This window comes from Streptomyces sp. NPDC002754, from assembly GCF_053592315.1.
Genome location: NZ_JBSFVM010000014.1, coordinates 27,907 through 47,689, shown reverse-complemented (window position 1 = coordinate 47,689; position 19,783 = coordinate 27,907). Strand labels below are relative to the sequence as shown.

Genomic DNA, 19,783 nt, shown 5'->3' with positions numbered 1-19,783 from the left:
GGGTGTCCGTCCGTTCTACGCGGGTTGATTGGTGGAACGGAGCGTGACATGAACACGTATGGATTGGGTGAATGCGAAGCGTCGATCGTGTGACGACAAGGGCCCCTGACTGGTTGTCAGGGGCCCTTGCTGTGGGTGGAGTTGCGGGGTCAGTTCACGTCGGACGGGTCCAGGCGGTACAGCGACTGGGAGTCGGAGGACTTGGAGGAGTCGGACGAGCTCTTGCTGTACTCGCTCGACTTCACCGCCGTGCCGTGCTTCTTCACCCAGGCGTTGACCGCGGTGCTGGCTTCGTTGCCGCCGCCCATGCCACCGCCGCCCATGCCGCTTCCGCTGACCTGGATGTAGTGCAGCTGACCGCTCTTGACCAGCTTCTTGAGCTTGGCGACGGTCATGCCGCCGTCGGAGCCCGTGAAGCCCCACATGGAGATGACGGGCTTCTTGGTGCTCAGGATGACCGACGCGGCGGACTGCGAATTGGACACCGCGAGCAGCCACTTGGCGCCGTCCTGGTGCTTCTCCAGGTACTTGATCATGGAGCTGTCGACATTGCCGCCCATGCCGCCACCACCGCCGCCGGGCATGCCGCCCTTGGTACCGGAGGAACCGCCCTTGCCGCTGGACGTGCCGTCGCTCTTCTGCGAGCCGCTGCCGGACTTGCCACCGCCGGGCATCTGACCGCCGCCGGGGCCGCCGCTGTCGCCGCTGCCGCGCGGGGGCGTGCCGCCGCCCGGCATCTCGCCGCGGCCCTGGCCCGAACCGCCGCCCGGCATCTCGCCGTTGCCCTGGCCCGAACCGCTGCCTTGCTTGCCGCCGCTGGGCATCTCGCCGCCCCCGGGGAACCCGCCCCGGCCGCCGCCACCGCCCCCACCGGGACCGCCCATGCCGCCGCCCGTCGAAGGCCCGGCCGTCGGGTTGGACCCGCCCATGCCGCCGCCCGCTCCGGACCCGAACGGCACCGAGAAGGCGTACGCCGCGGGGCCCGCCACCGACGCGACGACCGCCGCCGCCACGGCCACCGCGAGCAGCCGCAGCCGCCTCCCCGTCGACGTACGGAAGACGAGCAGACCCGCGATCGCGAGCGCCATGACGAGCGCGATCACCGGCCACAGCCAGCCGTTCCAGCCGGACGCACGGCGCAGCAGCACCGCCGACCAGATCCCGGTCACCGCGAGCGCGACCGGCAGCACCCACGCCCACCGCTTGTCGTCGCGGAAGGCGCGCCACAGCATCACGCCGCCACCGCCGCACAGCGCCGCGATGCCGGGGGCTACCGCGGTCGTGTAGTACGGGTGCATGGTGCCTTCGGCCGTGGCGAAGGTGACGTAGTGCAGGAGCAGCCAGCCGCCCCACAGCACGAGAGCCGCGCGGGTGAGGTCGGTGCGCGGGGCGCGGCCGCGCAGCACCAGGCCGCCGACCAGCGCGATCGCCGCGAAGGGGATCAGCCAGGAGATCTGGCCGCCGAGCGTGTCGTTGAAGAGCCGGCCAAGGCCCGCTGTGCCGGAGAAGCCGCCGCCTCCGCCACCGCCCCCGCCGTTGCCCTCGCCGCCGAGGATCCGGCCGAAGCCGTTGTAGCCCATGATCAGGTCCCAGGCGGTGCCGTCCGTCGAGCCGCCGATGTACGGGCGCTCGGACGCGGGGATCAGGGAGACGGCCGTCGCCCACCAGAAGCTGGAGACCGCGAGGACGAGCGCCGCGAGCACCAGGTTCCGGGCCTTCTTCGCCCAGCCCAGCTGCGACGCGTACAGGTACACGGCGAAGACGACCGGCAGCGCGATGTAGCCCTGGAGCATCTTGGTGTTGAACGCGAGCCCGAAGCAGACCGCCGAGCCGAGCAGCGGGAGCAGCTTGCCGTTGCGGGTGGCGCGCAGCGCGAGGGCCGCGCCACTGACCATCAGGAGCACCAGGATGGTGTCCGGGTTGTTGTCCCGGTTGATGGCGACGGTGATCGGGGTGAGGGCGAGGACCAGGGCGGCGACGGTCGCCGCCACGTGGCCCCACACCCGCTTCACGGAGGAGTGCAGGACCCAGATCGAGCCGAGCCCGGCCGCGACCTGCGGCAGCATCATCTGCCAGGTGCCGAAGCCGAAGATCCGGCTGGACAGGCTCATCACCATCGTGGCGAACGGCGGCTTGTCCACGGTCATGAAGTTGCCGGCGTCGATGGATCCGAAGAACCAGGCCTTCCAGCTCTGCGTGCCGCTGTAGATCGCGGCGCTGTAGAAGCTGTTGAGGCTGTTCGACGAGAGGTTCCAGGAGTACAGCACCCCGGCGACCACGAGGATCGCGAGCAGCGCAGGCAGCGACCAGCGCGGCGTGCGGCGCTCGGCCGGCGGATCCACCGGTGGCGGGGGTGCGGGTGCGTCGGAATGCGTATCGGTCATGGAGGTCACCAGTGCACGGTGCACGGCCACGGTGGGGGCGGGCTGTGATGAGGCTGGGCGTCACCTGTGCATGTCACCGAGCACCTCGTCGTTCAGCGAGGGACGCCCGCACCGATGCCCGCATCGTTCACGGAAAGTCCGCCCGGCCGTCGCCGCCCACGCCATACCGTGCCCCCATGTCGCGCAGATCAGCACGCTCCGTACTCGCCACCGTCGCCCTCTCCGCCGCCGCCTCCCTGACGGCTCTCCCGGCCCCGGCACACGCCGACTCGCCCGCCCCGACGGGGAATTGCGCCCCGTCCGTGACGGTCACCGGCTACTCCGACGCCCTCGACAAGACGACGTACGACGGCACCTTCGTCGGCAACATCTCCGCGCTCGCCACCGACCGGGGCGGAAGGATCGCCGCGCTCTCCGACCGCTCGTCCCTGTTCACCCTGGACGGGCGGACGCTCGCGCCCCGCTCCGTCGCGCCGCTCGCCGACGAGAAGGGCGCCGCGCTCGACTCCGAGGGCCTGGCCGTCGACCGTGACGGCACGTACCTCGTCACGTCCGAGACCGAGCCCTCGATCCGCCGCTACGACCGCTCGGGCGCCCACATCCTCGACCGGCTGCCCGTCCCGGCCGCGCTGCTGAGCCGGGCCCGCGCCAACGCCACGTTCGAGGGACTGACCCTGCTGCCCGGCGGCCGCACCCTCCTCGCCTCCATGGAGTCCCCGCTCACCGGCGACACCGTCAACCGGCTCCAGACCTGGCGGCGCACGCCCACAGGCCACTTCACCCCCGCCGCCCAGTACGGCTACCGCGCCGACGCGAACCTCGGCATCTCCGAGGTCACCGCCGCCCCCGACGGCCGCCTCCTCGTCCTGGAACGCGGCTTCACCAGCGGCGTCGGCAACACGATCCGGCTGTACGAAGCCGATCTCCGCGGCGCCACCGACACCTCGGACCTCGACACCATCGGCGACGACACCCGCCTCGCCCACAAGAGGCTCCTTGCCGACCTGGCGGACTGCCCGTCCCTCGGCGCGCCCTCCCACCAGCCCCAGACCAACCCGCTGCTCGACAACATCGAGGCGATGACCGTGACGGGCCGCGGGCCGCACGGCGCCCTCCGCCTGCTCCTCGCCAGCGACGACAACCAGAGCGCGAACCAGATCACCCGGTTCTACTCGCTGCGGATCGCGCCGCGGATTGTTGCGGCGGGATGAAATCCGCTCCCGGTCGCGTTGGCCCTCACGGCAGAGCAGCAGGTGAGACGTGGAGGCGAAAGCGTGGCGGAACAACGGGGCTGGGCGAAACGACTCGCGGGGTACGCATGGCGTCATCCCAAGGACGTCGTCCTCGCGCTCGGGGCCTCGCTCGGCGGCATGGGCGTCATGGCGCTCGTCCCGCTGATCACGAAGGTGATCATCGACGACGTGATCGGGAACCACTCCCGGTCCATGGCGACGTGGGCGGGCGTGCTCATCGGCGCGGCCGTCGTCGTCTACGTCCTCGCGTTCGTCCGCCGCTACTACGGGGGCCGGCTCGCCCTCGACGTCCAGCACGACCTGCGTACGGAGATGTACGGGTCGATCACCCGGCTCGACGGCCGGCGCCAGGACGAGCTGTCGACCGGGCAGGTCGTGGGGCGCGCCACCAGTGACCTCCAGCTGATCCAGGGCCTGCTCTTCATGCTCCCGATGACCATCGGGAACGTCCTGCTCTTCCTCATCTCCCTGGTGATCATGGCGTGGCTGTCGCCGCCGCTGACCCTGGTCGCGCTCGCCGTCGCCCCCGCCATCTGGTTCATCGCCAAGCGCAGCCGCACCCGGCTGCACCCCGCCACCTGGTACGCGCAGGCGCAGGCCGCCGCCGTGGCCGGGGTCGTCGACGGGTCCGTCAGTGGCGTCCGCGTCGTGAAGGGGTTCGGGCAGGAGGAGCAGGAGACCGGGAAGCTCAAGACGGTCGGCCGCAGGCTCTTCGCGGGACGGCTCCGCACCGTCCGGCTGAACTCGAAGTACACCCCCGCGCTCCAGGCCGTGCCCGCCCTCGGGCAGGTCGCGATGCTGGCCCTCGGCGGCTGGCTCGCCGTGCACGGAGAGGTCACGCTCGGCACGTTCGTCGCGTTCTCCTCGTACCTCGCCCAGCTCGTCGGTCCCGTACGGATGCTCGCGGTCGTCCTCACCGTCGGGCAGCAGGCGCGGGCGGGTGTCGAGCGCGTCCTCGAACTCATCGACACCGAGCCCTCGCTGACCGACGGCACGAAGGAGCTTCCCGCGGACGCCCCCGCGACCGTCGAGTTCGACGACGTGTCCTTCGCGTACGCGGACGCCGAGGACCGCCCCGTCCTCAACGGCCTCTCCTTCGGGATCAGGGCCGGTGAGACCCTCGCCGTCGTCGGCTCGTCCGGCTCCGGCAAGTCCACCGTCTCGCTGCTGCTCCCGCGCTTCTACGACGTCACGCACGGCGCCGTCCTCGTCGGCGGGCACGACGTGCGCGAGCTGACGACGGCGTCGCTGCGCGCCGCGATCGGGCTCGTCCCGGAGGACTCGTTCCTGTTCTCCGACACCGTCGGCGCCAACATCGCGTACGGCTTCCCGGACGCGACGCAGGAGCAGATCGAGACGGCCGCGCGCGCCGCGCAGGCCCACGGCTTCATCAGCGCGCTGCCCGACGGCTACGACACCACGGTCGGCGAACACGGCCTCACCCTCTCCGGCGGCCAGCGCCAGCGCGTCGCGCTCGCCCGCGCCATCCTCACCGACCCCCGCCTCCTCGTCCTCGACGACGCGACGTCCGCCGTCGACGCCCGCGTCGAGCACGAGATCCACGAGGCGCTCGCGCACGTGATGGCGGGCCGTACGACGCTGCTCATCGCGCACCGCCGCTCCACCCTCGGCCTCGCCGACCGGATCGCCGTCCTCGACGGCGGGCGGCTCGCCGCGATCGGCACGCACGAGGAGCTGGAGGCAGGATCGCCGCTGTACCGGCGCCTGCTCACCGACCCCGACGAGTTGGGCGGAGTGTCACCGGGACACACCCCGCCCGTCGCGGGGGAGCCGGTGGAGGACACCTCCGTACGGGACGAACTCGACGCCGAGTTCGACGCCGAGCGCGGCGTCACCCCCAGGCTGTGGACGGGCGACCGCGAGCCGCGGGACGCCGCGCTCGCCGGGTCGCCCGCGACGCCGGAACTCCTCGCGCAGGTCGACGCGCTGCCACCGGCCACCGACACCCCCGACGTCGACGAGACGCGGGCCGTCACGGCCGAGGAGTCGTACGGGCTTCGTCGCCTGCTGCGCGGATTCCGGGCGCCGCTGCTGATCAGCCTCGCGCTCGTCGCCGTCGACGCGGGCATGGGCCTGCTGCTGCCGATCCTCATCCGGCACGGCATCGACGAGGGCGTCTCGCAGCTCGCGATCGGCGCGGTGTGGGCGGCGGCCGGGCTCGGCCTCGTCGCCGTGCTCGTGCAGTGGGCCGCGCAGTTCGGCGAGACGCGGATGACGGGACGTACCGGCGAGCGAGTGCTCTACTCGCTCCGGCTCAAGATCTTCTCCCAGCTCCAGCGGCTCGGACTCGACTTCTACGAGCGGGAGTTGACGGGTCGCATCATGACCCGCATGACCACCGACGTCGACGCGCTCTCGACGTTCCTGCAAACCGGGCTCGTCACCGCGTTCGTCTCCCTCGTCACGTTCTTCGGCATCATGGTCGCGCTCCTCGTGATCGACGTACAGCTCGCGCTGGTCGTCTTCGCGACGCTGCCGCCGCTGATCGTCGGGACGTTCTTCTTCCGGCGCTCCAGCGTCAAGGCGTACGAGCTGGCGCGCGAGCGGATCTCCGTCGTGAACGCCGACCTCCAGGAGACGGTGGCCGGGCTGCGGATCGTGCAGGCCTTCCGGCGTGAGCGGGACGGCAGCGCGAAGTTCGCCGCGGGCAGCGCCAGTTACCGCAAGGCGCGGATCCGCGGCCAGTGGCTGATCTCCGTGTACTTCCCGTTCGTGCAGCTCCTGTCGGCGGTGGCGACCGCGGCCGTCCTCGCGGTGGGCGCGCACCGGGTCGACGCGGGCACCCTGACGACGGGCGCACTGGTCGCGTATCTCCTCTACATCGACCTGTTCTTCGCGCCCGTGCAGCAGCTCTCCCAGGTCTTCGACGGCTACCAGCAGGCCACCGTCTCGCTCGGCCGCATCCAGGAACTGCTGCGCGAGCCGACGTCGACGAAGAACGCCGAACGCCCCCGCGAGGTGCCGTCGCTGCGCGGCGAGATCGCCTTCGAGGACGTGGACTTCGCGTACGGGTCCGCCGACAAGCCGGAGGTCGCCCTGAGCGATGTGGACCTGCGCATCCCCGCCGGGCAGACCGTCGCGTTCGTCGGCGAGACCGGCGCGGGCAAGTCGACCCTCGTCAAGCTCGTCGCCCGGTTCTACGACCCGACGGGGGGCCGGGTCACCGCCGACGGCATCGACCTGCGCGAACTCGACCTCACCGGCTACCGGCACCGGCTCGGCGTCGTCCCGCAGGAGGCCTACCTCTTCCCCGGCACGGTCCGCGACGCGATCGCCTACGGCCGGCCCGGCGCGAGCGACGCCGAGGTGGAGGCGGCGGCGCGGGCCGTCGGCGCGCACGAGATGATCGCGACGCTCGACGGCGGCTACCTCCACGAGGTCGCGGAGCGGGGCCGCAACCTCTCCGCCGGGCAGCGGCAGTTGATCGCCCTGGCCCGCGCCGAACTCGTCGACCCGGACATCCTCCTGCTCGACGAGGCGACCGCCGCCCTCGACCTCGCCACCGAGGCCCAGGTCAACCAGGCCACGGACCGCATCTCCGGAAAGCGCACCACCCTGGTCGTCGCCCACCGCCTGACGACGGCGGCCCGCGCGGACCGGGTGGTCGTCATGGACGACGGCCGGGTCGCGGAGGACGGCACGCACGACGAACTGCTGCAACTGGACGGGAAGTACGCGGCGCTGTGGCGGACGTTCCTGGGGGAGCCGGTGGCGGCCGACGAGGTCAGCTCTTCGACGTGAGGCACGCAACCGCCGGCCGGTCTGGTGCGTCAGTTCACCAGTACGCTGGTGCGGATGTGACGGGAGGGGCTGTGGTGCGCGGACGAGGGCTCGGTGAAGGCGGCATACGTACGCCGCGCGCGCCCCGCGGGGTGCTCGCGCCGGCCCTGTCCGTACTGGTCGCCGCGGCCCTGCTGGTCCTCGCGGGCCCCACGGTCACCGGCGTTCAGGCCGCCTCGCTGTGCGGGGGACACAATGCGCGCACGCTGCACTTCGAGACGGGCCGCACGGTCGTCTACAAGAACAGCGGCTACGTCTGCGCCGTCACCTACGCCAAGCGCACCGGCGCCCGCCGCACCATGTCCGTGAGCGTCCAGGCCCGCGGCAACCGGGCCGTCGTCGACAAGGGCCGCTACAGCCGGCACGCGGGCCCGATCACCGTGCACGCAGGGCACCGCTGCGTCCGAGTGAAGGGCTCCGTGGGCGCGAAGTCGGTGCGCAGCGGCTGGATCCTGTGCTGAACGGGGCTCCGGGTGCGGTTGCGGTGTTCGGCCGCGGCCCTCACACCGTGACCGCGCAGCCCACCGGTTTGCTGCCGCCCAGGGTCACGTAGAGCGAGGTCGACGGCGGGCACGCCGAGCGGGACAGGACTGCCGTGAGCACCCGGTACCGCGGGGCGTCCCGGTCCGTGCCTGCGCAGGCCGTCTCGCGGACCTGGCCCTTGCCCGCCGCCGTGAGGCAGTCGCCGACGATCGTGCGGGGGCCGCCGCCGCGACCCGGGTCGCCGGGGTGCGGGGGAGCCAGATTGCGCATGCAGGCGTAGCCGCGGTCCACGGCCCCGTCGCCGTTCTCGTCGGCCGCGGGCCGCCTCTCGCTGATGTGCAGCACGAAGTCGGTGCGGGCGGGGCACGCGGGCCCGTCCGACGTCTCCCCGTCGTGCCGGGCGACGACCCGTGCCACGGCCCGCTCGCTGCGGCACGGCACCTCGTTGAACGACGCGCGCCCGCGCGAACTGCACTCGTCCACGGCGAGGAACACCGCCCCGTACCCGGAGGACGCGCGCGAGGACGGCCGGTCAACGGAAGCGCCCGGGGAGCCCTGACACCCGGCGAGCGCGAGTACGAGCGTGAGCGCCAGTACCGGCACCGCGCACACCCCACCGACCCACCGCCCAAACATGGCAAAACCCCCCGACGTCCCCGCCCAGCGTGGCCCGTGGCGACGGGCGCACGCCAGGTGTGCGGGGGGCTTTGCGCCAGTTGGCGGTGGCGTGCGCCGATCGCGGCGTACGCCCGCTACGGACGGGTCAGTACGACAGCCCGTAGCCGATCGGGTAGAGGACCTGCGCAGGGTCGTCGGCCTTCTGTACGGGCACCGGCAGCTTCCCGCGCGGGTCCGCCTTCCCCGCCAACACCCGTACGGCGGCCCGCAGTTCGACATCGATCCACGAGTACGCCGCCACATGCGCGTCGGCGGCGGCCAGTTGGGCGACGTCGTACGGGTTGCGCATGGACAGCGTCACGACCGGCACCCCGGTCTCCGCCACCGCGTTCACCAGCGACTGCTGCGCGCTGCCCGCGGCGACGTTGTACGTGCCGATGACCACGGCGTCCTTGCCCTTCGCCGCCGCGACGGCCTGCGCGATCGTCGCCTGGGTGGGCGTCGTGCCGGTCGCCAACACCGTTGCGGTGAAGCCCAGTTCGGTGAACGCCGAGCCGATCGCGGTGGTCGGCGGGCCGTCGCTGAGGGACGGGGAGGCGGGGTTGGCGCCGAGTACGAGCACGTTCTTGTGCGTACGCCGGGACAGCGGCAGCAGCCCCTTCTTGTTGACCAGGAGCGTCGTCGTGCGCTCGGCGATCCGGTCGGCCGTGGCGAGGTGCGCGGGGGTGCCGACGGTGCGGTCGACGCCCGACTGAGGGACGTAGGGCTCCTTGAAGAGCCCCAGCTTCGACTTCAGACGCAGCACGCGCAGGATCGACTCGTCGAGCCGCGCCTCGGTCAGCTCGCCGCTCCTGACGGCGTCGAGGACCCCGTTCCAGGCGACGGACAGCGTCGGCGGGTTGAGCAGCTGGTCGACGCCGGCCTTGAGGGCCAGTACGGGCACGCGGTCGTCGCCGTACTTGTCGCGGACGCCCTGCATGCCGAGCGAGTCGGTCACCACGACGCCGTCGTAGCCGAGTTGCTCGCGCAGGATGCCGGTGAGGATGGGGCGGGAGAGCGTCGCCGGGTCCTCGCTCGGGTCGAGCGCCGGGACGACGATGTGGGCCGTCATGATCGAGTCGATGCCGGCCGCGATCGCCGCCTTGAACGGCGGCGCGTCCAACTGCTCCCACTGCTCACGGGTGTGGCTGATGTACGGGATCCCGGTGTGGCTGTCCGTCGCTGTGTCCCCGTGTCCGGGGAAGTGCTTGGCGGTCGAGGCGATGTGCGACGACTGGTAGCCCTTGACCTGCGCCGCCACGAGGCCCGCGACGGCCTTCGGGTCCGCGCCGAAGGAGCGTACGCCGATGACGGGGTTGGCCGGGTTGACGTTGACGTCGGCGTCGGGCGCGTAGTCCTGCCGGATGCCGATGGCGCGCAGCTCGGCGCCCGCGATCTGCCCTGCCCTGCGCGCGTCCTCCCGGGAGCCGCTCGCGCCGAACGCCATCGCGCCGGGGAGCAGGGTGGCGGGCTTGCCGACGCGGGCGACGATGCCGTGCTCCTGGTCGGTGGAGATCAACAGCGGTATACGGGACGGCTGTTGGAGCCCCACCTTCTGTATCCCGTTGCTGAGGTCGGCTATCTGGTGCGGGTCGCGGACGTTGTGCGCCCACGCGAAGTAGATGATGCCGCCGAGCTTGTACGTGTCGATGAGCTCGGCGGCGGTGCGGACGCCGATCTCCTCGAGGTTGGCGTCGATGTCGGCCTGGTCGGGGGCGGTGGCCGAGTGGCCGTACACCCGCATCACGAAGAGCTGGCCGACCTTCTCCTCCAGGGACATCCCGGAGATGATCTTCCTGAGGGCCTGCTCGGAGGCGGGGGTGGCCCCCGCGGCACCCGCGGCCCGTGCAGTGGTGGCGCTGAGGCCGACCGCCGTGGTGCCGATGGTGGCGGCGGCGAGCACGGTACGTCTGGACAGTGGCACGATCGCTCCTTCCGGAGGAGGCGCGGACCCTGAAAATAACTTCCGCGCGCAACGAGTATCCGGAAAATTACTGCCAGTCAAGAGGCTGTGTAGGTGCGGGAGTTGGGTGGCGGGCCCTTGGGGAGGGGGCCGCCACCGGCACTTTGGAGGGGGCGCACCGGTGGCGGCGACACTGCCGGCCGCAGGCGGCGGAGAGGGTTCGTCAGCGTTCGCAGCCAGCAGCGATGCCGACACCGCACTGCGGTGACTCTCCGGCAGCGTGTCCTTCTGACGGAAGCATGCGGGTCCGGGTTCCCGGAATTCGGGGATTTCGTGAAATCGGTGCGCAGGTGGTGAACGGGGTTGCCGTGGTCGGGCCCACCGCACGGCCCGCCCACCCGCACGGGGCTCCGCCCCGGACCCCGCGCCTCAAGCGCCGGCGGGGCTTGATTTTGCCACCCGTGCCCGGCGGTGAATCGGGTCACATGGAGCCCCTGCGGCAGACGGGGAAAACCCTGCCCTCACGCCGACCGTGCAACATCCTGCCCTCACGCCGACCGTGCAACATCCTTCCCCTGCGCCGGGTGGGCAATTTAAGCCCCTGCGGCGATTGAGCAGCGGGGTGCGGGGCGGAGCCCCGATCTTTTGAGCCCCGCCGGCGATTGAGGCGCGGGGTCCGGGGCGGAGCCCCGTGGCGTCGGCGACAGGGGCCGCCATGAACACCCGGGCTAGGCCGACTCGTTCAGCAACCGCGCAACGTGCTCCCGCCCCGCCCCCAGCAACCCCGACAGAGGAACCGCCGCCGGATACCACCGCGCCTCGTACTCCCAGCACAACCACCCGTCCCACCCCTCCCGACTCAGCACCTCCACACACTCCGCCAGCGGCAGCACCCCCGCCCCCAGCGCCAGCGGAACCGTGTCGTCGGGCCCCGCGATGTCCTTGACCTGCACGTATCCGAGGTACGGAGAAAGCGCCGCGTACGAGGAGGCCGGCTGCTCGCCGCCGAGCCACGTGTGCATCACGTCCCACAACGCCCCCACGTTGCGGTGCCCGACAAGGCCGAGGACGCGGGACGCCGCCGCCCCCGTGCGATGCGAGTCGTGCGTCTCGAGCAGCACCTGCACCCCACGGTCCGCCGCATACTCGGCGGCCACGCCCAGCCGCCGCGCCGCCGTGGCATCCGCCTCCTCGGGTCCCTGCTCATCGCCCCCGCCCGGGAAGACGCGTACGTACCGGGCGCCCAGGTCGTGCGCGAGGTCCACCAGGGCCCGCACCTCGTCGAGCACCGGACCGTCCTCGCTCGGCGCCGCCACGCGCGCGTACCCGGCCACACCCAGGACCTCCACCCCGGCGGCCTTGAACCGGGCGGCGGCGTCCGCCCGTTGCTCACGGTCGATCCCAGGATGCACCGGCTCCTCGGGGTGCGCGCGCAGTTCGACGCCGTGATATCCGTGCGCGGTGGCGAGCGCGAGCACGTCGTCGAGGGGGAGACCAGGGACACCGAGGGTGGAGAACGCCAGTTTCATGGGCGGGACCCTACCCGTCAGTCCGCCGTCCTATGGAGGGTCATTTTCCAGTCCTGGCCGATCAGATCCGCTCCGAACGAGCGGTGCGGCTTCTCGCCGACGAGTACGAACCCGTGCCGCTGGTAGATCGAACGGGCCGACTTCAGCACGTCGTTCGTCCACAGCACCAGCTCCCGGTAGCCGACGCCCCGCGCGAAATCGGCGACCGCCCGCACCAGCCGGTCGCCGATGCCGAGCCCCCGCGCCTCCGGCTCGACGAGCAGCAACCGCAACCGCGCGGTACCCGGCGCCTCGTCCCGTACGCACATCACGCAGCCCACCGGACGGCCGTCCAGCTCGGCGATCCACACCCGCTCCAGGTGCGGGTCGTGGTCCTGCGCGAAGTCGGCGACGATGCGGGCGACCAGGCCCTCGTAGTCCGCGTTCCAGCCGAACTCGGCGGCGTACAAGGCCCCGTTGCGCGCCACGATCCAGCCCAGGTCTCCGGGGCCGGGATCGCGCAGCAGGACGTTCTCGGGGTGCGGGGCCGCGCGGCCGTCGCCGAGCACCTCGCGCACGGTGCGCAGCGCGTCGGAGAGGCGGTCGCGGTCGGTGGCGGGGACGGTGTCGAGGAGCGCGCCCACGGTTTCCCGCGAGCGCTCCTCCAGCAGCTCGGAGGTGCTCCGGCCGCGCGCGGTGAGGGTGATGCGGCGCCGCCGCGAGTCCCGCTCGGACGAGCCGCGCTCGACGAGCCCGTCCCGCTCGAACTTGTTGAGGATGCGGCTCAAGTACCCGGCGTCCAGGCTCAGTCGGACGCGCAGATCGGCTACGTCGACCCTCTCCGTGTGCGCCAGCTCGTACAGCACGCGGGACTCGGTGAGGGTGTACGGGGCGTACAGATGGCGGCTGTAGTCGAGCGCGCCGATCACGTTCGTGTAGAAGCGGTTGAAGGACCGGATGTCGTGCACGGTCATGGTCATCGACCTCGCTGCTCGGACAGTTGACTCAGTCAGAGGTTCGGGGTGCTGACCACAGTACGCCGGGGGCGGGGAGGCGTCCACGCGCCGGGCGTCCGCGGCGCCCCGCGAAGGCGGCTCCCGGTCAAGTCCGTGCATGCGGCAGGTATAGCGGTTCAAGGACGGCCCATGGGTTGGCCAAGCCCACCCGTGGCGTTGTCCCCGAGTTCATCGCGGGCCTCCTCCGCGCCACATCCCACGCGCCGCACAGTGGTCCAACGGCCCGTCGCACGCGGGCCGTTGGCATGCCCGGACTTCCGGCACCACACCCCAGGGGACACTCATGGCCGAACTCACCCGACGTAGACTCCTCGGCTCCGCGGCAGGCGCCGTCGGCGGCGCCGCCGCACTCTCCCTCCTTCCGCCCAGCGTCCAGAAGGCGGTCGCCGCGGGCCCGCCCCGCAAGGGCTCGCTGCGCGACATCGAGCACGTCGTGATGCTGATGCAGGAGAACCGCTCCTTCGACCACTACTTCGGCACGCTCAAGGGCGTCCGCGGCTTCAACGACCCCGAGGCGCGGAAGCTGGGCACCGGCCGCTCGGTCTTCTATCAGCCCGACGCCGAGAATCCGAAGGGCTACCTGCTCCCGTTCCACCTGGACACGCACACCTCCAGCGCTCAGGCCATCCCCTCCACCAGCCATGCCTGGTCGGTCCAGCACGAGGCCTGGAACGGCGGGAGCATGGACCAGTGGCTGCCGGCCCACCGCAAGGCCGACGGCGTCAACGGCCCCTATGTGATGGGCTATTACACCCGTAAGGACATCCCGTTCCAGTTCGCGCTCGCGGAGACGTTCACGATCTGCGACAACTACTTCTGTTCCGTCTTCGGCCCGACGTGGCCCAATCGCCTCTACTGGATGACCGGTTCGATCGACCCGGGCGGGACGCAGGGCGGCCCGGTCCTCAACAACACGGCGCCGCAGCCCTACCGCTGGACGACGTACGCCGAACGCCTCCAGGCCGCCGGTGTCAGCTGGAAGGTCTACCAGCAGGACGACGACTACGGCTGCAACATGCTGGAGCAGTTCGCGAGCTTCAAGGACGCGAAGCCCGGCTCCGATCTCTACGAGCGCGGGATGCGCCCGCAACCCGAGGGGACCTTTGAGGACGATGCCCGGAACGACCGGCTCCCGGCGGTCAGCTGGATCATGCCGACGTCCTACGAGTCCGAGCACCCGGACTATCTGCCGGCGGCCGGGGCCGACTTCGTCGCCCGCAAGATAGAGGCGATAGCCAGTAATCCGAAGGTCTGGGCGAAGACCGCCTTCATCCTCAACTACGACGAGAACGACGGCCTGTTCGACCACGTGGCCCCGCCCACGCCCCCGGCCGGCACGGCGGGCGAGTTCGTCCAGGGCCTGCCCATCGGTGGCGGCTTCCGGGTCCCCGCGATCATCGTCTCGCCCTGGACGGTGGGCGGCTGGGTGGCCTCGGAGGCCTTCGACCACACGTCGGCGCTGCAGTTCCTGGAGCGGTTCACGGGTGTGCGGGAGCCGAACGTCACCGACTGGCGACGCGACACGTTCGGCGACCTCACCTCCGCCTTCCGCTTCTCTCACGCCCGCCCCACGCCTCCCGGACTCCCCGACGACACGGCGCGGCAGTGGGAGCGGGCGAAGGGCGACGTGGCCACCCTGCCGAAGCCGACGCTGCCGGGCGCGGACCAGTCCTTCCCGGAGCAGGAGAGGGGTGGCAGGCCCCACGTGTGACGCTGCCGCGCGGGGCGGCCGGGGCCGTGGCGGGGCCGGTGTCAGGCGCCGCCCCGGCCTCCCGGCCACGCCGCCAGTGCGAACTCGGCCGCCCCCGCCAGCTCCCGCGCGTCGGCGCCGTCCCGTGCGCGCTGCGACAGGCCCTGCACCACGGCGGCGAAGTACGAGGCGAGGGCGGTCGTGTCCGTGTCCTTCGGCAGTTCGCCCGCCGCCCGTGCCTGGCGCAGCCGCTCCTCGAAGGAGGCGACTCCGGCGTTGCGCACGTCGCGCAGGAACGCGGCGACCTCCGCGTCCTGCTCCGTCACGTTGGTCGCGGCGCTGTTGGCCAGGCAGCCCGCGGGGTGCGAGGGGTCCGCGTAGACGCGGGCGGCCTCGCGCAGGATGCGGGCGAACGCCGCGTACGCCGTAGCCTCCTCGGCGAGCGCCACACCGACGAACGCGCCGACGGGGGACCGCCCGTAGACCTCGACGGCCTCCCTGAACAGCGTCTTCTTGTCCCCGAACGCGGCGTACAGGCTGGCTGGGCGGATGCCCATGGCGGCGGTCAGTTCGCCCACCGAGGTCGCCTCGTAGCCCCGCTCCCAGAACAGCCGCACGGCCACGGCCAGCGCCGCGTCGCGATCGAACGTGCGCGGCCGTCCGCGCGGCCGGGCCTTGCCCTCAGTCGTACCGCCAGTCATGCCGCCACTGTATCGGCTCTTCTTGAGCGAGCGCTCAAGAAGAGTGCTACGGTCCACCCGAGTTCTTCTTGAGTCATCGCTCAATAAATACCGATGATCGCGGAATTGGAGGCATGACACATGGCGACGACGGACGAAGGCCACACCCTCGCCGGCTGGACCGGCTGCGCCGTGGCCACCCTCGGCTCGGCCATCATTGGTGCGGGCGTCGTCGGCTGGCGCCCCGGAATCTGGCTGGGCCTCGCCGCCCTGCCGCTGGCGGCACTGACGGTGTGGGCCCTGCACCTGACCGGCTGGGGCAAACCGCCGACACCACGCCCGGCCGACCAACACCCTTTGACCCGGCGGGACTTGACCGCCCGTACTGGCCACCCGAACTGCCTCGGCTGCCGCCTGGCGGGCCGCCGCGACCGGGCCACCCCGCGGTGAACTCGTACTGCACCTCGTAGAGATGGCCGGCCTTCACCATGACCGTCGCCTCGATGGGGCGCTCACCGTCGGTGAGGGCGACGCGCAAGGAACGCAACACGGGCAGGTCGAGAGCCTGGAGGTGCTGCGCGCCTACGCCGGGGCGCTCGGCGGCGAGGTCGCGGTGTTCGTCCAGCGCGGCGACGTGTCCGTCAAGGTGGCCTGAGCGGCGGTCGGCTCGGTAGCCCGACGCGCGCCGCGCCGCCCGGACGGGGCGGCCCGCCCGTCCACGAACCCGACTGTGACGCCGAACTCCGGTATGTCCGCGCTTTGCCGTCACAGTCACACAGTCGCGGGGGCGGCGTACGGAGCGCGTTACGCCCTCGCACCTCGCCCGTGCCTACATACGCGGCTTACCCGTCGACCCCCGCACCACCAGTTCCCCGCCCACCTCCACGATCCGCCCCTTGGGCGCCGCCTCGCGGCCCATCGCGATGCGGCCCGCTCGGGCCGCCGCCTCGGCCAGGGGGAGGTGGAAGGTCGTCAGGGGAGGGGCCGCGTCGATGCTGAAGGGGAGGTCGTCGAAGCCGACCACCGAGACGTCCTGCGGGATGCGCAGGCCCGCCTCCCGCAGGGCCGCGCACGCGCCGAGCGCCACGCTGTCGTTCGCCGCCACCACGGCTGTCAAGTCTGGTTCGCGGGCGAGGAGTTCGGCCGTCGCCTCGTAGCCCGACGTACGGTCGTACGAGCCGTGGGCCACTAGGCCGTCCGACTCGCGCACCCCCGCCGCGGCGAGGGCCGCGCGGTGGCCCTCCAGGCGGTGGCGGGTCGTCGTGCGTTCCTCGGGGCCGCCGACGTAGCCGATCCTGCGGTGGCCCAGCCCCAACAGATGCTCCGTCAACTCCCGCGCCCCGCCCCGGTTGTCGAAGGTCAGCGCCACCGCGTCGGTGTCCGGCACCGGCGGTCGGCCGCACAGCACCACCCGCGTCCCTGCCTCCGCGAGTCGTCGCAACTTGGCTGCCACGGCCGCGACATGGGCCTCGTTCTCGATCGCCCCGCCGGTGAGGACGACCGCCGCAGCGCGCTGGCGTTGGAGGAGGGTCAGGTAGGTGAGTTCGCGTTCCGGTTCGCCGCCCGTGTTGCAGACCACCGCGAGCCGCTCGCCGCCCGCCCGGCCACCGGGCCCGACGATCTCCGACTGCACCGCGGAGGCCATGATCCCGAAGAACGGGTCGGCGATGTCGTTGACCAGGACTCCGACCAGGTCGGAGGTGGCGGCGGCGAGGGCGCTGGCCGGCCCGTTGAGCACATAGTCCAGGTCGTCCACGGCCTTGAGCACCCGCTCGCGCGTACTCGTGGCGACGGGATAGTTCCCGTTCAGCACGCGCGAGACGGTGGCGGGGGACACCTGCGCGCGGGCGGCCACATCCGCCAGGGTCACGGTCATCGAGTCTGCCTCCGTGAAGGGTCCCGGGCCCGCGGTAGCACTCCCGAGGCCCCGGTCTCGTATCCGCTCTTGTCCGAGCGGCAGTCCAGAGGCTAGCTTCTCCTTGTATAGAAAGCGCTTGCTACGAAGGATTCGGCAGGCGCCGCCCCGCGTATGCGGCCATACCGGGGCACGAGTGGCCGGCCGGCCGGAGGAAGGGACTCACGTGACACGCAAGACGGTGCGCATCGCCATGAACGGTGTGACGGGGCGCATGGGCTACCGCCAGCACCTCGTCCGCTCCATCCTCGCGCTGCGCGAGCAGGGCGGACTCGACCTCGGTGACGGCACGGTGCTGTGGCCCGAGCCGGTCCTCGTCGGGCGCCGCGAGCACGCCCTGAAGGCGATCGCCGAGCAGCACGGCCTCGACCCGGCGAACATCTCCACCGATGTGGACGCCGTGCTCGCCGACGACAGCATCGAGATCTTCTTCGACGCCGCGATGACCCACACGCGTGAGGACTTCCTCAAGAAGGCGATCGCCGCCGGAAAGCACATCTACACCGAGAAGCCGACCGCCACGGGCCTGGAGGGCGCCATCGAGCTGGCGCGGCTCGCGCGCGCGGCGGGCGTCAAGTCCGGTGTCGTGCAGGACAAGTTGTTCCTGCCGGGGCTGCTGAAGCTGAAGCGGCTGATCGACGGCGGGTTCTTCGGGCGGATTCTCTCCGTGCGGGGTGAATTCGGGTACTGGGTGTTCGAAGGGGACTGGCAGGAGGCCCAGCGGCCGTCCTGGAACTACCGCTCGGAGGACGGCGGCGGCATCGTCGTCGACATGTTCCCGCACTGGGAGTACGTGCTGAACGGGCTGTTCGGCCGCGTGACCTCCGTCAACGCCCTTGCCGCCACGCACGTCCCGACCCGCTGGGACGAGAACGGCAAACCCTACGAGGCCACCGCCGACGACTCCGCGTACGGCATCTTCGAGATCGAGGGCGGCATCGTCGCGCAGATCAACTCGAGCTGGGACGTGCGCGTCAACCGCGACGAGCTGGTCGAGTTCCAGGTCGACGGGACCGAGGGTTCCGCCGTCGCGGGGCTTCGCAACTGCCGTGTGCAGCACCGGTCCGCGACCCCCAAGCCCGTGTGGAACCCGGACCTGCCCGCCACCTACTCCTTCCGCGACCAGTGGCAGGAAGTGCCGGACAACACCGAGTTCGACAACGGCTTCAAGGTCCAGTGGGAGCTGTTCCTCCGGCACGTCTACGCGGGCGCCGACTACCACTGGGACCTGCTGGCCGGCGCGCGCGGCGTGCAGATGGCCGAGCTGGGGCTCAAGTCCTCGGCTGAGGGCCGTCGCCTCGACGTTCCGGAGATCTCGCTGTGACCATCCATCTCCCTGATGCAGCGGGGCAGTTGAAGACCTACGAGCCGCGCGCCGAGCCCCTCACCTTCGACACCGGCGCCGCGCTCGCGTCCCGCGTCGTGTTCTCGGCGGCGCACGTCGTCGCCGACCCGCTCGCCGACACCACCCCGGACTCCCCGGCCGCCGTCGACTGGGACGCCACCCTCGCCTTCCGCCGCCACCTGTGGTCGCACGGCCTCGGCGTCGCGGAGGCCATGGACACCGCGCAGCGCGGCATGGGCCTGGACTGGGCGGGCGCCGCCGAGCTGATCCGCCGCTCGGCCGCCGAGGCGAAGACCGTCGGCGGCCGGATCGCGGTCGGCGTCGGCACCGACCAGCTCGCGCCCGGCGCCGGTCTCGACGAGGTCCGCAGGGCGTACGAGGAGCAGCTCGCGGTCGCCGAAGAGGCCGGCGCCCAGGTCATCCTCATGGCCTCACGGGCGCTCGCCGCCGCGGCCTCCGGGCCCGAGGAGTACGCCGAGGTCTACGGCCACCTTCTCCGGCAGGCCACCGAGCCCGTCGTCCTGCACTGGCTCGGCCCGATGTTCGACCCTGCCCTGGAGGGCTACTGGGGCTCGTCCGACCTCGACACCGCCACCGACACCTTCGTCGACATCATCAAGGCGCACTCCGACAAGGTCGACGGCATCAAGGTCTCCCTCCTGGAGGCCCGGCGCGAGATCGACATCCGCCGCCGCCTCCCGAACGGCGTGCGCTGCTACACCGGCGACGACTTCAACTACCCGGAGCTGATCGCCGGCGACGACCGCGGCTTCAGCCACGCACTGCTCGGCATCTTCGACCCGCTGGGCCCGCTCGCCGCGAAGGCGGTACGCACCCTCGACACCGGAGACGTGGACGGGTTCCGTCAACTCCTGCATCCGACCGTCGAGTTGTCGCGCCATCTGTTCCAGGCGCCGACCCGCTTCTACAAGACCGGCGTCGTGTTCCTCGCCTGGCTCTCCGGTCACCAGGACCACTTCGCGATGGTCGGCGGGCAGCAGTCCTCGCGCTCACTGCCGCACTTCGCGCGCGCCTACCAACTCGCCGACGAACTGGGCCTGTTCCCGAAGCCGGAACTCGCCGAGGCCCGAATGAAGAACCTGCTCGCCCTGTACGGAGTGACCTCTTGAGCGGCCCGACCCCCTTCA

The 19,783-nt window shown here is 71.7% G+C and carries 14 protein-coding genes and 1 pseudogene; 7 read left to right on the top strand and 8 right to left on the bottom strand.

What is annotated here, in order from left to right:
* Window positions 1-149 precede the first annotated feature (149 nt).
* A complete protein-coding gene (locus ACWD2L_RS25410; RefSeq protein ID WP_451191504.1) occupies window positions 150-2,393 on the bottom strand; it encodes an ArnT family glycosyltransferase in 2,244 nt (747 codons plus the stop codon).
* A 167-nt stretch (window positions 2,394-2,560) separates the two neighbouring features.
* Here ACWD2L_RS25410 and ACWD2L_RS25405 point away from each other — a divergent pair, with 167 nt between their 5' ends.
* From ACWD2L_RS25405 to ACWD2L_RS25395, 3 genes are all read left to right on the top strand, one after another.
* Window positions 2,561-3,595 (top strand): esterase-like activity of phytase family protein, encoded by a 1,035-nt coding sequence (locus tag ACWD2L_RS25405; RefSeq protein WP_351339397.1) that lies wholly within the window; start codon window positions 2,561-2,563, stop codon window positions 3,593-3,595.
* A gap of 63 nt (window positions 3,596-3,658) precedes the next feature.
* Window positions 3,659-7,399, top strand: coding sequence for an ABC transporter ATP-binding protein (locus tag ACWD2L_RS25400; RefSeq protein ID WP_351339400.1), 3,741 nt, complete (start codon window positions 3,659-3,661; stop codon window positions 7,397-7,399).
* A gap of 74 nt (window positions 7,400-7,473) precedes the next feature.
* Window positions 7,474-7,899 (top strand): hypothetical protein, encoded by a 426-nt coding sequence (locus ACWD2L_RS25395; protein ID WP_351339436.1) that lies wholly within the window; start codon window positions 7,474-7,476, stop codon window positions 7,897-7,899.
* Between the two features lie 40 nt (window positions 7,900-7,939).
* Here the strand turns inward: ACWD2L_RS25395 and ACWD2L_RS25390 are convergent, their stop codons facing one another.
* The 4 genes from ACWD2L_RS25390 to ACWD2L_RS25375 form a co-directional block, all read right to left on the bottom strand.
* Complete coding sequence (locus tag ACWD2L_RS25390; protein WP_351339402.1) at window positions 7,940-8,557, bottom strand: hypothetical protein; 618 nt, start codon at window positions 8,555-8,557, stop codon at window positions 7,940-7,942.
* A gap of 127 nt (window positions 8,558-8,684) precedes the next feature.
* The gene (locus ACWD2L_RS25385) at window positions 8,685-10,505 is read right to left on the bottom strand and encodes a glycoside hydrolase family 3 protein (RefSeq protein ID WP_451191559.1); all 1,821 of its coding nucleotides are present in this window, start codon (window positions 10,503-10,505) and stop codon (window positions 8,685-8,687) included.
* Between the two features lie 704 nt (window positions 10,506-11,209).
* Window positions 11,210-12,010 (bottom strand): sugar phosphate isomerase/epimerase family protein, encoded by an 801-nt coding sequence (locus ACWD2L_RS25380; protein ID WP_351339405.1) that lies wholly within the window; start codon window positions 12,008-12,010, stop codon window positions 11,210-11,212.
* A 17-nt stretch (window positions 12,011-12,027) separates the two neighbouring features.
* Entirely contained in the window at window positions 12,028-12,963 is a 936-nt protein-coding gene (locus ACWD2L_RS25375; protein ID WP_351339407.1) for a bifunctional helix-turn-helix transcriptional regulator/GNAT family N-acetyltransferase, read from the bottom strand.
* Between the two features lie 325 nt (window positions 12,964-13,288).
* Between ACWD2L_RS25375 and ACWD2L_RS25370 the strand changes: the two genes are divergently transcribed.
* Complete coding sequence (locus ACWD2L_RS25370; protein WP_351339409.1) at window positions 13,289-14,716, top strand: alkaline phosphatase family protein; 1,428 nt, start codon at window positions 13,289-13,291, stop codon at window positions 14,714-14,716.
* A 41-nt stretch (window positions 14,717-14,757) separates the two neighbouring features.
* Here the strand turns inward: ACWD2L_RS25370 and ACWD2L_RS25365 are convergent, their stop codons facing one another.
* A complete protein-coding gene (locus ACWD2L_RS25365) occupies window positions 14,758-15,396 on the bottom strand; it encodes a TetR/AcrR family transcriptional regulator (protein ID WP_351339412.1) in 639 nt (212 codons plus the stop codon).
* A 120-nt stretch (window positions 15,397-15,516) separates the two neighbouring features.
* On the opposite strand from ACWD2L_RS25365, the gene ACWD2L_RS25360 reads away from it, so the two are divergent.
* Window positions 15,517-15,825, top strand: a complete 309-nt coding sequence (locus ACWD2L_RS25360) for an HGxxPAAW family protein (protein ID WP_351339415.1) — start codon at window positions 15,517-15,519, stop codon at window positions 15,823-15,825.
* Here ACWD2L_RS25360 and ACWD2L_RS25355 read toward each other — a convergent pair.
* Both ACWD2L_RS25355 and ACWD2L_RS25350 read right to left on the bottom strand, forming a co-directional pair.
* Window positions 15,821-15,934, bottom strand: a pseudogene (locus ACWD2L_RS25355) (GntR family transcriptional regulator); the annotation flags it as partial. The gene ACWD2L_RS25360 and the pseudogene ACWD2L_RS25355 overlap by 5 nt on opposite strands.
* Window positions 15,935-16,204: 270 nt before the next feature.
* Window positions 16,205-17,251: a LacI family DNA-binding transcriptional regulator gene (locus ACWD2L_RS25350; RefSeq protein WP_351339418.1), complete on the bottom strand. Its 1,047-nt coding sequence runs from the start codon at window positions 17,249-17,251 to the stop codon at window positions 16,205-16,207.
* A 205-nt stretch (window positions 17,252-17,456) separates the two neighbouring features.
* Between ACWD2L_RS25350 and ACWD2L_RS25345 the strand changes: the two genes are divergently transcribed.
* Window positions 17,457-18,614 carry a Gfo/Idh/MocA family protein gene (locus tag ACWD2L_RS25345; RefSeq protein ID WP_351339421.1) on the top strand — a complete coding sequence of 386 codons (1,158 nt, stop codon included), beginning with the start codon at window positions 17,457-17,459 and terminating at the stop codon, window positions 18,612-18,614.
* Entirely contained in the window at window positions 18,611-19,765 is a 1,155-nt protein-coding gene (locus tag ACWD2L_RS25340; protein WP_351339423.1) for a dihydrodipicolinate synthase family protein, read from the top strand. Before ACWD2L_RS25345 ends, ACWD2L_RS25340 begins: the two co-directional genes overlap by 4 nt.
* Window positions 19,766-19,783 lie beyond the last annotated feature (18 nt).

What these genes read in the sequence shown, in the direction of transcription:
- ACWD2L_RS25405 (WP_351339397.1), top strand. Translation starts at nt 2,561, where the DNA reads ATGTCGCGCAGATCAGCACGCTCCGTACTCGCCACCGTCGCCCTCTCC.
- ACWD2L_RS25390 (WP_351339402.1), bottom strand. Translation starts at nt 8,557, where the DNA reads ATGTTTGGGCGGTGGGTCGGTGGGGTGTGCGCGGTGCCGGTACTGGCG.
- ACWD2L_RS25380 (WP_351339405.1), bottom strand. Translation starts at nt 12,010, where the DNA reads ATGAAACTGGCGTTCTCCACCCTCGGTGTCCCTGGTCTCCCCCTCGAC.
- ACWD2L_RS25375 (WP_351339407.1), bottom strand. Translation starts at nt 12,963, where the DNA reads ATGACCGTGCACGACATCCGGTCCTTCAACCGCTTCTACACGAACGTG.
- ACWD2L_RS25370 (WP_351339409.1), top strand. Translation starts at nt 13,289, where the DNA reads ATGGCCGAACTCACCCGACGTAGACTCCTCGGCTCCGCGGCAGGCGCC.
- ACWD2L_RS25365 (WP_351339412.1), bottom strand. Translation starts at nt 15,396, where the DNA reads ATGACTGGCGGTACGACTGAGGGCAAGGCCCGGCCGCGCGGACGGCCG.
- ACWD2L_RS25360 (WP_351339415.1), top strand. Translation starts at nt 15,517, where the DNA reads ATGGCGACGACGGACGAAGGCCACACCCTCGCCGGCTGGACCGGCTGC.
- ACWD2L_RS25350 (WP_351339418.1), bottom strand. Translation starts at nt 17,251, where the DNA reads ATGACCGTGACCCTGGCGGATGTGGCCGCCCGCGCGCAGGTGTCCCCC.